Below are 13,889 nucleotides of genomic sequence, written 5' to 3'. Positions count from 1 at the left end.
GGGGCGGCGCAGCTAACTCGGTCGCTGCACCGCGTGCCGCGCGCTCGGCACGCATGCGCTCACGCCTGGACGGAAGAGGAGGATGAGACGTCATCATGTCACCGATCGATACGGGTGCGCGTAAAACGCTCGTGAGTCCGGGAGGGCGTCGGGCCTCGCTGGCCCTGGTAGTGCGAACCCGCACCCTGCGAGCCGTAGGGATGCTCAGCCGGGGAGGACAGGTCGAAGAAGCACAGCTGCCCAATCTTCATGCCCGGGTAGAGCAGGATCGGCATCGTCGCCGCATTGGACAGCTCCAGGGTCACATGACCGGAGAAACCGGGGTCAATAAAGCCCGCGGTGGAATGAGTGAGGAGGCCGAGGCGCCCCAGCGACGACTTGCCTTCCAGGCGCGCGGCAATGTCGTCGCCGAGGGTCACCAGCTCGTACGTGGCACCCAGGACGAACTCACCGGGGTGCAAGACGAAGGGCTGATCCGGCCCCACGTCCACCTGGCGCGCCAGGTCCGACTGGTCCGCCGCAGGGTCGATCACCGGGTAGCGGTGATTATCAAAAAGGCAGAACAGCCGATCCAACCTCACGTCGATACTGGCCGGCTGGACCAGGTCACGATCCAGAGGATCCAGCCGAATGCGGCCGGAATCCAGGGAGGCGTTGATGTCGCGGTCACTGAGCAGCATAACTTGATTGTCGCATACTCAGCGCCGCGACAACACCCCAGGTCACACCAGCGGCTGGCCCGTGGCGTCGCAGCCGTAGGAGCCGGAACGCATGATGATCATGATGAACTCAATGAACGCCCAGATGGCGGTGATGGGCAGGCCGATGACGATAACGGACAGAAGCAGCTGGATCAGGCCGCGGCTGTTGTAGCCCAGGTAGAAGTTGTGGATACCCAGCGGGCCCACGAAGAACGCCAGAAGCAGGGCAATGATCCACTGCTTGGGCGGGTTCGCATAGACACCCTGAGCGAAGGCGGGCTGGCCGAACGCGGGCTGGCCGAACGCGGGCTGGGCGTAGCCCTGCTGGGGGTCCTGGGGCTGGCCGAACGCGGGCTGAGTGTAGGGCTGCTGCGCGTCCTGGGCCTGCGCCTCCGGCGCCGCGCCGGCGGGGTCGTAGGCAGTGCCGTAGGTGGTGGCACCGGGGGTGGCGGTCGCCTCGTCAAAGGAGGGGGCCGAGGCCTGGGGGAAGCTGGGCGCCTCAGGCGCGGGGATCGAGGCCTGGGTATCGTCCTCGGGCTTGATGGGGTTGGCCAGGGGATCGGGCGTCGTCATGGCTAAGCCTTTCGATTGTCGTGGGGTGGCCTTTGTGTGGCCGCACTGCCACATCCTAGCGTGCACCGCCCCCATCACGGTACCCGCAACCACCCCGACGTCACCCTGAATCCACCCGCAGACTGTTTGTCACCTGGGTCAGGGGCAGGGGTGCCATGCCTTCACGCGCGCAGCGCCCCACGCTGCTGCGCCTGCGGCGACGCGCGCGGGTACGTCTGGCGGCAAGGCTCGCCCGACTGGTAGCCGTGCGCCTCTGATCGGTGGAGCGATCGCCCGAGAAGTGGCTGTGCGCGCCCTTCGATGCGCAGGTTAACCCCATGGGTGGCAGTGTGGGCGGGGTCGCCCACGCTCCACCTATAGGGCCCAGCTGTGCATGAAGGGGCTAACAACGCCAGCCCTCGGGCCCAGCTGCCAGCGCAACCCGGGACGCTTCACACGGCAAGCCGCCGCCCTCGCAGCAGCGAAACGCTCGGCCAATACGCCCACAGCATTCACACGCTGGCGCGACAACAGCCCACCCATCAGCGACTGGCTCGACCGACACACCCCGGGCTAGATACAAAAGTGTGGGGCCCAGCATCAGCTGGGCCCCACACTCTTACTGAGTGCGCGTCAGTTCAGACGCATTCGCACAACTCAGACGGTGGGAACGCCGTTGGCGTCCTTCTCGTAGATCCACTTGCCCATGAAGGTCATGATGGCGCACGCGAAGCCAAAGAAGCCAACCGCAAGGGCGAACAGGTAGCCGAGGCCGGCGACGACGGCGCTTTCCATGGCGCCACCGATAAACATGATGACCCAGCTGAGGATCAAGGCGCCGACGCGCATTGCGCCGATCTTCATGTGGCCGAGGTAGAAGTCACCAGCGGCGAGCCAGCCGAGGAGCAGGTTGAGGAGGCCGGCGACCATGCGGGACTTGCCCTGGACGGGGGCGTTGAAGCCGGGCTGGCCGTAACCGGGCTGCTGAGGAGCGGACATTATGTCTCCTGTTGTTGATGGAACCCCGCAAGGCGCGGGGCGTTTCTGAGAGCACGGTCAGACTAGCGGACCTTTACCGTTTATACAACTGTCAACGAATTTTATGCTCCACCTCACAGACTGGGTCGCTGGGAGCGCAGGCATCAGACAACTCTCTCTACACTGACAGGGTGTTCATAAATCCAACGGCCGAGGCCTCGCAGACACTGCTCCATGACCTTCCCCGCTGGTTCGCATCCAACAAGCGCAACCTGCCCATGCGACACGACGACGTATCCGACTGGGGCACCCTCGTTTTCGAGATCATGAGCCAACAGACCCCGGTGTCGCGCGTGCAGCCGATCTGGATTGAATGGATGCACCGATGGCCCACACCCGCAGACCTGGCCGACGCATCCTCCGCGGATATCATTGTAGCCTGGGCAAATCTGGGCTATCCGTCACGCGCGCTGCGCCTCAAAAACTGTGCGGGCACCATCGTCGAGAAACACGGCGGTCAGGTGCCCCTCACCATGAAAGAGCTGACTCTTCTGCCGGGCGTGGGCACGTACACAGCCAGCGCGCTGCTCGCCTTCCGCCACGGAATCCGCGTCCCAGTTCTGGACACGAACGTCCGTAGAGTGCTGGTCAGATTTCTCGACGGCCGGGAGTTCCCTCCCCGCTCAACGCCCTCCAAATCAGAAACCGCGCGCGCCGCAACCCTGCTCCCAACAGATGGGCACCTCGCCGCGGAGGTCAGTTTGTCTCTCATGGAGTTCGGCGCCCTCGTCTGCACCCAGCTCTCCCCCAGCTGTGATGAATGCATCATGCACAAACACTGCGCGTGGGCCACCGCCGGATTCCCCAAGGATGAGAAGCGCCCCACGCCCCAGCCCTACACGGGCACCGACCGCCAGGCCCGCGGCCGCATCATGAAGGCACTGCGCGCCGCGCACTTCGAAGGTAGGGAGGGCCTGACGAAGCGCCGAGTCCTCGACGCCGCCCGCCTCGACGGCGGCGACCGCTACCAGCCCACCCGCGTCTACCGCGCCCTCCTCAAGGAAGGCATGATCGTCTTCAACGAGGACACCAAGCGAGTGACGCTTCCCCGCTGACCCGGACGCCACACCGCGTGGCCACACGGGACGCCAACCTCCCACTCGCCCACCACGGACGAGGCCCACTCCCCGACCGCGAACCCACGCGACATCGGGACACCAGCCACGGCCTCGGCGACTACTAATACCTAATCGCGTCGATTGGCTTGATGCGCACGGCCGCGAGCGCCGGGATGATGCCGCACAGAGCACCGATACTCGTGGAGATGGCGACGCCCGCGATGGCCGCGCCGGCGGGGAAGGCCGGTGTCTCACTGAGGGCGATTCCCATCGATTCGAGCGGCAAGAAACGCACAACGACGACCGCGATCCCCACGCCGATGACGCCGGCGACGAAGGTCGCGACCACCGACTCCATGAAAACAGCGAAGAAGACGCGCGCGGCGGAGGCGCCGACGGCGCGGCGGATACCGATTTCGCGCACGCGCTGGCGCACGGTCACGATCGCGACGTTGAGGAGGCCGAGCGCACCGAGAAAGACGATAATGCCTCCGATAATCATGATGACGCGGGAGATCGTCCCCAGCTGCTCCTCGCCCGTGTCCTGGTGCTCGCCGCCGGTGACGCTCACGCGCCATCCGTCACCAAGGATCGAGGCCAGGGCACGCGGCAGCACCGTGCGCGCCTGCTCGGCATCCTCGGGGCCGACCCACGCGATCATCGTGGGCTGTCCCATCTGCGGCAGGGCGGCGCGCGCCGCGTCATAGTGCACGTAGAGGGTCGGCATGTCGAAGCGGCTCTTCGCTTTCGTGACGCCGACGACGCGCAGCGCGGTGCCGTCGGTGGTGTGTAGGACGATGGGGACCTGGTCGATGGGGGCGCGCCCCAGCTGATTCCACAGGACCTCGGAGATGACGACGGGGGTCAAGCGCTGGTCCGCGTCGCTGTCGACCACCCAGCGCCCGGCGAGCATGCGGGTGCGGAAAATCACCTCATATGAGGGGTCCACCGACTGGATCGTGACGTCGTTGAACATATCCTGCGTGCGCACCACCGGGTAGCCGCGGAATTGCCCGGACGTGCGGGCCTGGCGGACCTCGACGATCTCGCCGCCCGAGCTGGACAGGCGCGACCAGTAGCGGATGTCGTGTCGGTCCGCGAGCGTCGTCATCGCGTCGCTCACCGGGTCCTTCTCGTCGGGTCGCGCGACACTCGACGAGGCCTGGGCGCCCTCCCCGGTTCCGGACTCCTGGGAGGGGCCGCCATTCGAGGGGCCTCCCTGGCTGGCCGATGATTGTTCCGGAGCGAGGCGCAGCGTCACCGAGCGCCCCTCGTAGAGCTCGGCCAATTCCCGCGAGGATTGCAAGATCAGGTCGCCCAGCGCGATGACGACCGTCATGGCGGCCACCGCGGCAACCACTCCCACGAGGGAGAGGACCACGCGGGCCTTCTGGACCTTGACCTCGCCCCACGCCTCGATAAGGGCTCCCACGACCTGGCTCACAGCGTTCACGATGCGCCCTCCTCACCCGCGCCGACCACCTCGGCCAAGGGGGCCTCGGCCTGCGGCGGGACCGGGATCCGAGAGGCCTGCGCACGCGCCGACGCCCCACTTTCCGCCCCGCTTGCCGCGTCACTGACCGTCCCGCTGACCGTCCCACTCGCCGCGCGAGGAGCACCCGGCTCCGGTGCACGGACCTGCGCGGGAGGCGACGGAGGAGGAGAGACGGGAGCGGAGGCGGCCACGGCCTCGTCCCCAAAGCGGGCGGGCTCGAGGTCGGCGGGCGCGGCGACACTAGACACGTTGCCGCTGATCTCGGTCCCGGCGGGCTCGATGTGCCCAGCCTCCGCGCGCTGGATCAGGGCGGAGGGATCGGCGACCTCGTGGAGGACACCGTCATACAGTTCGTAGGCGCGCGAGGCGCGGGCGGCGACCGCCATATCGTGCGTGATGACGATGAGCGCCGAGTCGGATTCGCGGGCGACCTCCTCCAGGAGGGCCATGACCGCGCGGCCCGTGTCTGGATCGAGGGCGCCGGTCGGCTCGTCGGCGAGGATCACGCGCGGGCGGCGCACGAGGGCGCGGGCGATCGCGATGCGCTGCTGCTCGCCGCCGCTCATCTCACCCGGGTGAGAGTCCGCGCGGTCCCCAAGGCCCACGCGCTCCAGCATGTCCAAGGCGATCGCGCGCCTGCGCAGCAGCTGCGCACCCGACGCGTACATGAGGGGTACCTCGACGTTTTCGGCGGCCGTGCGCGCCGCGAAAATGTTGAATTGCTGGAAGACGAAGCCGAAATCCGCCCCCCGCATGCGGGCGCGACGCCCCTCGCTCAGGCGCGTCGTGTCCACGCCGTCCAGCTCGTAGGTGCCCGACGTGGGGGTATCCAGCAGGCCGATGATGTTGAGCATCGTCGACTTACCCGTGCCCGACCGGCCGACGATCGAGACGTGCTCTCCCGCCGCGACGTCCAGGTTGACGCCGCGCAGAATATGCAGGTCCTCGCCGTCGGGCAGGGTGACCGTTCGGGTCACGCCCCGCAGGCACACCAGGCTCATCGCGCGCCCGTCCCGTCGGACGCGTCCGCGGCTCCGTCCATGGCCCCGCCATCCGTCCCCGCTCCGGGGCCCGGACCGTAGGGATCGTCCTGGTTGTCCTTCGTCGCGGTCGGGGTGAATTCGAGGATCTCCTCGCCCTCCTCCAGGCCGTCCTTGACCTCGACCATCTTGCCGTCCGTCAGACCCAGAGTCACCGAGCGCTTCTCCGGGTTGGCCGGGTCGGAGGTCGGCACGTAGACGGTGCCGGTCTGGTAGCGGCCCTCAACCGCGGAGACCGGGACGGCGAGCACGCCCGTGGCCGAGCCCGTCGTCATCTCGATACTGACCTGCAGGCCCGCGAACACCGTCTGGTCGGAGGGAATCGCGCAGCGAGCCTTCAAGTCCGTCGAGGCTGTGGCCGAGTTATCCGAGGCCCCCGGGTTCTTGGGATCCTGCGTCTTGCCGGTCGGGCTGACGAGCTTGACGTCGGAGCACTCGAAGGGCGCCGGGCCGTTCTTGATGGTGACGGTCGCGGTGGAAGGGGCCTCCTGGAGGCGGTACATCTGGTCGGCGCTCAGGGCGGCGACAGCCGAGAACGTGGAGGGTGCGACCGACGCAACCGTGTCACCGATCGCGAACTGCTGCCCCACCAGAACACTCGTCGACACCCTGCCGTCGCCGGGGGCAGCAACCGTCTCGTATTTATAGGTCGGCTGTCCGATTTCCGTCGTGACGTTACCGTCCTCGTCGGTGACCTGCCTTGGTTCGCCGGGGATTTCCTTGCGAATCTGGATGAGGGCGTCACCCTTGGCGACCGTGTCACCGTCGTTGACGTAGACGCGCACGACCGCGCCATCCAGCGTCGCGCGAGCATTGACGGGCTCGTCCGCCTGGATCGTACCCGTCAGACTCACGGTGTTCGTGATGTCCGCCCGGCCCACCGGGATCGTCATCTGCCCAAACGTGCCGCCCGGGTCCATGCCGTCGCTCGTCTGTTCTTCGGCCGCCGCGGGAAAGAAGGCGAACTTCACCAGGGACACCGCGATAACGACCCACGCGAGCGCCTTGACAATATCGAGCACCTGCGCGGTGCGGGTCTTACGTGCCACGTCCGTCTCCTTCGATGTGCGCCTGTCAGCCAATTGTATGGTAGGGATCACTTGTGGAGCAAGGGTTGACACATCGCGTCAGGGAACAATCAGGGGAGCCTCGGGGCGGCTTGACGGGCGTGTCTGGGGCGCGGCCGACAGCGGCTGCCACCTTGCCCGCGCCGGGGCGAGGAGCTCCTGCCAGCCCGGCAAGCTCGCAAGCCCTTCCAGCCCGGCGGTCACGGCCGACAGGGCGGACACTCAGCCGGCGCCTCGGCAATGGGAGCGCGCCCGCAACCTCCTGCCTACGATGGGGGTACCCCGACCGAGAGGACACCATGATCCGCCGCGCCACGCCCGACGACGCACCCGTCCTGTCCGCGCTCGCCCGCGAGTGCTTCACCCAAACCTTCGGTCACCTCTACACGGCGGAAGACTTGACAGCCTTCCTCGACCAGGCCTACTCCCCCGCCGTCCTTCGCGCCGAACTGGAGGACCCTGAGTACGCAACCTGGCTCCTCTTCGAAGATGCACCCGGTTCCCCCTCCCAGGAGGACGAGGCCGGGTCCCTCGCTCACGTGTCCTCCGGTTCCCCCTCCACCATCAACGCGAACGAGCGCCACGACGCCGCCGGTCCCGATACCGCGCGGGCCGGGGAAGGCACCCAGGCCTCGTCCCCCGAGCGCTCCCCCATCGGATACGTGACCGCGTGCCCGGCGCACCTGCCCCACCCCGACGTCGCGCCCGGCGACGGGGAAATCCAGCGGCTGTACATCCTGCGCGGGTACCAGGGCGGGGGCCGCGGAACCCTCCTGCTGCGCACCGCGCTGGAGTGGCTCGAGCGTGAGGGGCCGCGCACCCTGTGGATCGGCGTGTGGAGCGAAAACTACGGCGCGCAGCGTTTCTACGCGCGCCACGGCTTCGAGATCGTCGGCGAATACTCGTTCATGGTCGGCGACCATGCGGACCGTGAGTTCATCACCCGCCGCCCAGCAAGACACTAGCGCCACCTGCCGCCTCGCCCACACAGCCCGACCCAGCCGCCAGCGGCACACACCACGCACGCTAGCGCCACCTGCCGCCTCGCCCACACAGCCCGACCCAGCCGCCAGCGGCACACACCACGCACGCTAGCGCCACCTGCCGCCTCGCCAACTCAGCCCGACCCAGCCGCCAGCGGCACACACCACGCACGCTAGCGCCACCTGCCGCCTCGCCCACACAGCCCGACCCACGCCTGCGCGATTGGGGGGAATTGCAACCATAGAAGATCTCTGTCGGCGTGTCGCCGGCGTGTCGGAGGCCTATGGTTGCAATTCCCCCCATTTACACGCGCGAGCGATGGACACCGCGCCCAAAGTGCAAACCACCTAGGCGAATAAAGCTAAAAAAGGGGTGATGTGGGCGACGTGGACTGCACTGTGAGCACACACAAGGGTGATAGGACATAACAACGGGCCCCGAGGCGCACGCCTCGGGGCCCGTCATCAGCTATGACGCGATCACTCGGCCTGCTCGGCCTCGGCGATCTTCTTTCGCACGTCGTCCATGTCCAGGTTCTGGATCTGCGAAACCAGGTCCTCCAGAGCGGACAGCGGCAGAGCGCCGGACTGACGGAAAACCGCAATGCCATCACGGAAGGCCATCAGCGTCGGGATCGACGTGATCTGCGCGGCCATCGCCAGCTGCTGCTGGTCATCCGTGTCAATCTTGCCGAAAACAACGTCCGGGTACTTCTCGGAAGCCGCCTCGAAGACGGGGCCGAACTGGCGGCACGGGCCACACCAGGTCGCCCAGAAATCAACCAGAACAATGTCGTTAGACGACACGGTCTGCTCGAAGTTCTCCTGCGTCAGAGTAACGGTAGCCATATCTCTCCTTGTAGCGCCGACGCTCTGGTCGGCAAGTTGGTCGAGGCCGGGCGGCCCCTGTGTTCTGTCTGAATCAACGGTCTCGGCGAGCCCGCTATTCCCACAACGGGAGAGGCGAAGCGGTGACGTGACGCACGTTCTCCTCCGAGGCGCCCAGGCCTCGCAAAATGAAGGTCTCCACGAGGACCAGCGCCGACTCACGATGCGCCGCGTCCTTGGGGAGGCGCTGGCTTGCAAGCGTCGCGTGGATCAGGTGAACCGCCCCCAGCGTATTCTGAGCCACGATCAGGTGACGATCCATGGCCTCGTCAAGGATCCCAATGAGGACTTCGCCCACCAGCCCCGCATGATCATGCAGGTGGGAGGCGCCTCGGCCCGACATCTGGCGACGCAACCCCATACCAGCCTTGACGTGGTAGCGGCTCGTCATCTGCAGGTGCGAACGAATATAGAGGCGCAGGCGCATGAGCGGATCGGGCTCGGCCGCGAGGCGCTGCGTCAGCACCGCCGTGAATTCCTCGGTCACCTGGCGCATATACGCGAGCAGGAGCACTTCCTTGTCCGCGAAGTGGTTGTAGACCGCGGTGCGACCCACGCCCGCGCGCTCGGCGATCTGGCTCATCGTGATCGACTCGAAGGACTGCTCGGCCATGAGAGACCCGAGCGCCTCAAACAGGCGCGTGCGAGTCAGCTCGCGGTGAGAGGCGAGGGACTCGCCAATAATCTTCGGCATAGACCTATTCTGACACTATGCCCCTATGTGTCGTCAAATGGGAGAGCGTGCAGACGTCAGCGAGCGCAGCGGGCGACCACAGCCTCGACAATCGGCAGGTCAGCGACAATCCACGGAAGCGCGGAGAGGTCCGCGAGGGGCACCCACCTGGCCTCAAGGTGCGACGCGCCCGCGCGCGGCTCTTGCGAGTTCGGTGCAACCTTAGCGAGCCACACGCCCATAACGCGTCCGCCAAGGATCGGCCACCACTGGCCGCCCTCGGGGCACACGCGCTCGCCGATGATGAGGCGAGCGCCGAGCTCCTCGGCAATCTCACGCATGAGGGCTTCGACTGGATCCTCATTGTCCTCAACCTTGCCGCCGGGCAGCTCGAACTGGCCGCGCAGCTCCTGCGGGTAGGCGCGAGAGCAGGCGAGCAGCATCGTGGGGTCGCTCAGGGAATCGACGATCGCGGCCGCCACCACGGGACGAGGCATGGGAACTCCAATCAGTCAGGCGAGCCAAGTGTATCGGGCCTGTCCGCGTGCGGATGGGACGGAGGCTGAGTGCCGGGCGGCGCCACATCGCTGTGCCGGGCGGCGTCGGTTGCGCGGCCATCCAGCGTGACGATATGATCGACGGGTCGATTCCTTCGGGACGATGAGTTGCGGGCGTAGTTCATCGGTAGAATGGAAGCTTCCCAAGCTTCAGAGGCGGGTTCGATTCCCGTCGCCCGCTCCATTTTGACTCCGGATTTGATAAGTCCGGAGTTTTTTCGTTTGCGGGTGTCTGGCCAATGTTGGTCGGCAGCGTCATGGGGTGTAAGCGATTCGTGTGGTAGCGGCGCAGGTGGCCAGGCCAGAGCGTACGCACCCCTGATCGAGCGCACCACCGGCTAGCAAGGACGTTCAGGAACGTATAGTGTCGGACAAATTGTTCTCCCAATTGGAGGTGTCACGATGGGTTCCCGGTTAGGTGTTTTGCTTAAGACTTACTCTGGTTGGGAGATCTACTACAACCACTCGGCGGCCCAAACGGTCGGACTGGACATTGCGATCGACGGTATGGAAGCCACCTACGAGCGTGTGCGTTGTATGTCTCCGATGGGTGTTGATGATCCGCATGCTTGGAAGGGGGCGACGTGGATTGAGGGCACACTTCTGATCGACGAGACCAGGAAACTGGTGGTGTGGGCAGAGGAGAGTGAGGCACTCTACATGCCTCGACTTATCAACTATCTCGTTGAGCACACCTGGCCTGGGTGGACGGCCGCCTGGTCAGCCGAAGGAACCCGTGGAACTCTTCGAGCTGCGGGCGTCGATCCGGCCACCATCTTCACACACCGTTCTGATCGTTTGCCGTGTGATCGCGCGCCCAGTCTAGAGCCATGGGATGAGTGGCACGGAGTTGATCCCATCACCGTGCGCATAGCAGACGGCACCTTGGTCACCTGGCGCGCCTACGGCTTCCTGGATGATCTTACTGGATGCGGTCCTGAGAATTTCCTGGCTTTGGCTCGCGAGGTCGCCTCCCGACTACCGGATGAATCGGATGCGTGGGAGCAGACCACGGATGACTATGTTCCGACCACCGGGATATTCGTGGACTACCAAGCACGCTCGTTGCGTTGGTGGTCGCTCCAGGACAGGGACATGCACCTGGAGGATTTCGATGCGCTGTGGCCGGGATGGACACTAACCAGCAGTTCGGACGACTACTCCTGGCACCAAGAACTCACCGGGCAGGTATTCCGTACCTGGGCTGACGATGTCAACGAATGTCGCTCCTGGATCGTGAGAGCTATTGAAGAAGGTACACGAGCCAACCCGCTAGCAAGCTTGGCTAACGCCCTGTCAGGTCAGGGTCATGAGATCAGTCCGTACGCGTCCGCTCTGGAGTTCGTTCCCTCCAAACGTCACGCCGCGATGGAAACCTTCGACCGGCTCCTCAATGCCGTTCGAGACGCGCCGTTGAAGCCCGCGCGAATTATCGACCGACACGGAACTATCACACCCCCGTTCGAGGAGGGAGAGGCCGGATTCTAGGGGTGGTTGCAAGACGGGTTATGTCCTGAGCAGCAGTTCGAGGCATTGCTTGGGTGTGTCCCAGTTGAGCGTTTTGCCGGGGCACTCACCCCGCTGGTCAGCGATCACATCCATATCTGCTTCACTTAGGGGCCAACGACCAGAGCCTTTGGGCATGTAATTGATGCAGGAGCCCGTTCGTGTTCTCGTTCGTTGCGCACTGCCAGGGCCAATGCGGGTCACACAAGCACACGTCAAGCCCCACACTCCGAAGCGATCTCGCCACGCCAAGCCAGATCGCTGCCCCAGTCCCACCTGCAAACTAATCGATGATGGCATCGTGAACCTCGACGGCTGTATGCCCATCGGGCACGTAGAGCAACATCGTGAACCGGGTAGAGCACTCCACGAGTGCGCAGAGCACCTTTGCCCTAGATGCCAATGGACTGACAGATCGTCTCCACACACGAGTTCGAGCTTTCTCGAAGGATCACACGGCGCACCCATAACAAGCAACAGGCCGACCACCCACGGTTACACCACTATGCGGGACGCTACTGAAAACGTCTGGGTGGACAAGAACCTCATCACCGCCAACTCAGCCGCCGGGCTGGACTGGGCAAAAGCCATACTGGAGTACCTTGACGTCTACCCGGTAGAGACAATCAACACCTGGCACCAGTACTACTCGACAGGAAACCCAGAATTCTTTTTCAAGTTGATGGCCAACTAGACCGAAACGGAAATTGATGCATTCAGCACCTCCGCATCAACTTACCTGTCGTAGTTCCGCCGTGACTCAATTGCTTCCTGTGCTGCGAAAGTAGCGTTCAGTGCTCGCGGAAAGCCGCAGTACACTGATGCGTGCAGGATAGCTTCCTGAATTTCCTCTTCGGAAATCCCGACATTGAGTGCCGCTCCAACATGAACTTTAAGTTGAGGTTCACATCCGCCTAATGCAGTCAATACGCCAATGGTTACTAGCTGGCGACTGCGTGCATCCAGACCGGGCCTATCGTAAATATCCCCGAAAGCAAATGCGGCGATGTGGTGTCCTAAAGCAGGGTTTGACGCGGAAAGTGATTCGATAACACTCTGACCAGCATCTCCGTCGATACGGGAGAGAACCTGCAATCCAAGATCACGACGTCGCTGGTTATCGACGGAATCAATATCGTACTGATCACTCATTATGGACGGGAACCTTTCTGATACATTGCTATCTTGAATTCGGTAGCTGCCAGCGATAACTGAAGATCCTCTATTCGTTGCCGAAGGATGTCGCGATGCTCCAGCATCAAATCAAGACGCTCCTGCACTGTTTCTGCACCTTGTTCAACCAAGGAGATGTAATGCTGGAGTTGGGCAATCGACATTCCAGAGACCCGCATTCGGGTAATAAAAACCAAACGCCGTACAGCCGCAGCATCGTAAAGCCGATAGCCGGATGCGTCGCGTCCTACTTTCACCAGCCCTGCGCGTTCGTAATAGCGCAGCGTATGTGCGCTGATTCCCAAATACTCGGCAGTGGTAGCGATATCCCACTGAGTGTTCTCGTCATCTCTGATCAGGTCGCGCAACGCCGCAGTATTTAGCCCTCCGGGTGGATCGATCGCGAGCCTAAGGGCTTGCTCTAACCGTTCTTCCAACATGTCTATTACGCTAAACCTTTGAGTGCGCTCGAAGGCAAACTGGCTCTTCCGAGTTGAGTATGGGTGACCGGGTGTTGGTCGGGGGTTGCGGGTAGAGGTCGAGGTCCTTGATGATGAGCGGACTTCTACCCCCGCTGTCTTCAAGGACCTCGACAATGTCTCACCCTACCTGCTGTTGCTCTGTGTCGCTTGATCGTTGTGGTCGGTGTGATCTGCTCGTTGACTTGGAGGGCTTCCATCTGATGAGCGTGGCTCGCACCCCACAGGCTCTGGTGCTCGATGTTGAGTCGTGTAACCAGCTGGTTGGCTGCCCGGGTTGTGGGGTGATCGCTCACGGTCATGGCGTGTGGTGGTGGAGGTGATCGACGCGCCTTGGGCCGGTGTTCCGGCGCGTATCCGGTGGCACAAACGACGCTGGATATGCCGCGAACACACCTGCGAAACGGTGACATTCCTGGAGCGCAGCGACAAGGTGTGCGCACCCATCAACACACAAGGCAAACCCCGTGCACGCACAAACCCGGATGCGGCACTGAGCAGCGGGGGGGAATTGCACTACATGGGGGTCCGACACGCCGGCGACACGCCGTGCGGCGGCTTCATGTAGTGCAAAACCCCCGCCACTTCCGGCTTGGAGGGCGCCGCATCGCCTACAAGACCGGGCACAATGTCAGTTGGCGCGAAAAAGTTCGCCCAACGCGGCCCCTCCAGCGGCATT

General features: G+C 64.2%; 14 protein-coding genes, 1 tRNA gene and 1 pseudogene. 5 read left to right on the top strand and 11 right to left on the bottom strand.

Annotated elements, in window-relative coordinates; genetic code table 11:
* Positions 1–98 precede the first annotated feature (98 nt).
* The 3 genes from dcd to O3669_RS05465 all read right to left on the bottom strand — a co-directional run bounded on the left by dcd (position 99) and on the right by O3669_RS05465 (position 2,252).
* Complete coding sequence (gene dcd / locus O3669_RS05475; protein WP_295920300.1) at positions 99–680, bottom strand: dCTP deaminase; 582 nt, start codon at positions 678–680, stop codon at positions 99–101.
* Positions 681–722: 42 nt separating this feature from the next.
* Positions 723–1,274, bottom strand: a complete 552-nt coding sequence (locus O3669_RS05470) for a TM2 domain-containing protein (protein WP_295920299.1) — start codon at positions 1,272–1,274, stop codon at positions 723–725.
* Between the two features lie 636 nt (positions 1,275–1,910).
* Positions 1,911–2,252, bottom strand: a complete 342-nt coding sequence (locus tag O3669_RS05465) for a TM2 domain-containing protein (RefSeq protein WP_371523946.1) — start codon at positions 2,250–2,252, stop codon at positions 1,911–1,913.
* Positions 2,253–2,509: 257 nt separating this feature from the next.
* On the opposite strand from O3669_RS05465, the gene O3669_RS05460 reads away from it, so the two are divergent.
* Positions 2,510–3,346 (top strand): A/G-specific adenine glycosylase, encoded by an 837-nt coding sequence (locus tag O3669_RS05460; protein ID WP_295920307.1) that lies wholly within the window; start codon positions 2,510–2,512, stop codon positions 3,344–3,346.
* Positions 3,347–3,470: 124 nt separating this feature from the next.
* On the opposite strand, the gene O3669_RS05455 is transcribed toward O3669_RS05460, so the two are convergent.
* From O3669_RS05455 to O3669_RS05445, 3 genes and pseudogenes are all read right to left on the bottom strand, one after another.
* Positions 3,471–4,802, bottom strand: coding sequence for an ABC transporter permease (locus tag O3669_RS05455; protein ID WP_371523945.1), 1,332 nt, complete (start codon positions 4,800–4,802; stop codon positions 3,471–3,473).
* A gap of 323 nt (positions 4,803–5,125) precedes the next feature.
* Positions 5,126–5,845 (bottom strand): annotated as a pseudogene (locus O3669_RS05450) (ABC transporter ATP-binding protein); the annotation flags it as partial.
* Positions 5,842–6,933: an efflux RND transporter periplasmic adaptor subunit gene (locus O3669_RS05445; protein WP_295920296.1), complete on the bottom strand. Its 1,092-nt coding sequence runs from the start codon at positions 6,931–6,933 to the stop codon at positions 5,842–5,844. The gene O3669_RS05445 and the pseudogene O3669_RS05450, both read right to left, overlap by 4 nt.
* A 317-nt stretch (positions 6,934–7,250) precedes the next feature.
* On the opposite strand from O3669_RS05445, the gene O3669_RS05440 reads away from it, so the two are divergent.
* Positions 7,251–7,916 carry a GNAT family N-acetyltransferase gene (locus O3669_RS05440; protein WP_371523944.1) on the top strand — a complete coding sequence of 222 codons (666 nt, stop codon included), beginning with the start codon at positions 7,251–7,253 and terminating at the stop codon, positions 7,914–7,916.
* A gap of 498 nt (positions 7,917–8,414) precedes the next feature.
* Here the strand turns inward: O3669_RS05440 and trxA are convergent, their stop codons facing one another.
* From trxA to O3669_RS05425, 3 genes are all read right to left on the bottom strand, one after another.
* On the bottom strand, positions 8,415–8,783 hold the full coding sequence (gene trxA / locus O3669_RS05435) for a thioredoxin (protein WP_371523943.1): 369 nt from the start codon (positions 8,781–8,783) through the stop codon (positions 8,415–8,417).
* Positions 8,784–8,877: 94 nt separating this feature from the next.
* Positions 8,878–9,516 (bottom strand): TetR/AcrR family transcriptional regulator, encoded by a 639-nt coding sequence (locus tag O3669_RS05430; RefSeq protein ID WP_371523942.1) that lies wholly within the window; start codon positions 9,514–9,516, stop codon positions 8,878–8,880.
* Positions 9,517–9,572: 56 nt separating this feature from the next.
* Positions 9,573–9,992 carry an NUDIX domain-containing protein gene (locus O3669_RS05425; RefSeq protein WP_371523941.1) on the bottom strand — a complete coding sequence of 140 codons (420 nt, stop codon included), beginning with the start codon at positions 9,990–9,992 and terminating at the stop codon, positions 9,573–9,575.
* A 170-nt stretch (positions 9,993–10,162) separates the two neighbouring features.
* Between O3669_RS05425 and O3669_RS05420 the strand changes: the two genes are divergently transcribed.
* The 3 genes from O3669_RS05420 to O3669_RS05410 all read left to right on the top strand — a co-directional run bounded on the left by O3669_RS05420 (position 10,163) and on the right by O3669_RS05410 (position 12,252).
* Positions 10,163–10,236: transfer RNA gene (locus O3669_RS05420), tRNA-Gly, on the top strand.
* 218 nt (positions 10,237–10,454) lie between these two features.
* Positions 10,455–11,540: a hypothetical protein gene (locus O3669_RS05415; protein WP_371523940.1), complete on the top strand. Its 1,086-nt coding sequence runs from the start codon at positions 10,455–10,457 to the stop codon at positions 11,538–11,540.
* A gap of 319 nt (positions 11,541–11,859) precedes the next feature.
* Positions 11,860–12,252: a hypothetical protein gene (locus O3669_RS05410; protein ID WP_371523939.1), complete on the top strand. Its 393-nt coding sequence runs from the start codon at positions 11,860–11,862 to the stop codon at positions 12,250–12,252.
* Between the two features lie 41 nt (positions 12,253–12,293).
* On the opposite strand, the gene O3669_RS05405 is transcribed toward O3669_RS05410, so the two are convergent.
* A complete protein-coding gene (locus tag O3669_RS05405; RefSeq protein ID WP_101601805.1) occupies positions 12,294–12,710 on the bottom strand; it encodes a carboxymuconolactone decarboxylase family protein in 417 nt (138 codons plus the stop codon).
* Positions 12,710–13,171 (bottom strand): MerR family transcriptional regulator, encoded by a 462-nt coding sequence (locus O3669_RS05400; protein WP_049359604.1) that lies wholly within the window; start codon positions 13,169–13,171, stop codon positions 12,710–12,712. The genes O3669_RS05405 and O3669_RS05400 overlap by 1 nt, the downstream gene beginning before the upstream one ends.
* Positions 13,172–13,889 lie beyond the last annotated feature (718 nt).

The organism is Pauljensenia sp. 20925_1_34 (genome assembly GCF_041432775.1).
Classification (GTDB): Bacteria; Actinomycetota; Actinomycetes; order Actinomycetales; family Actinomycetaceae; genus Pauljensenia.
This window is presented reverse-complemented; position numbering and strand designations above follow the sequence as displayed.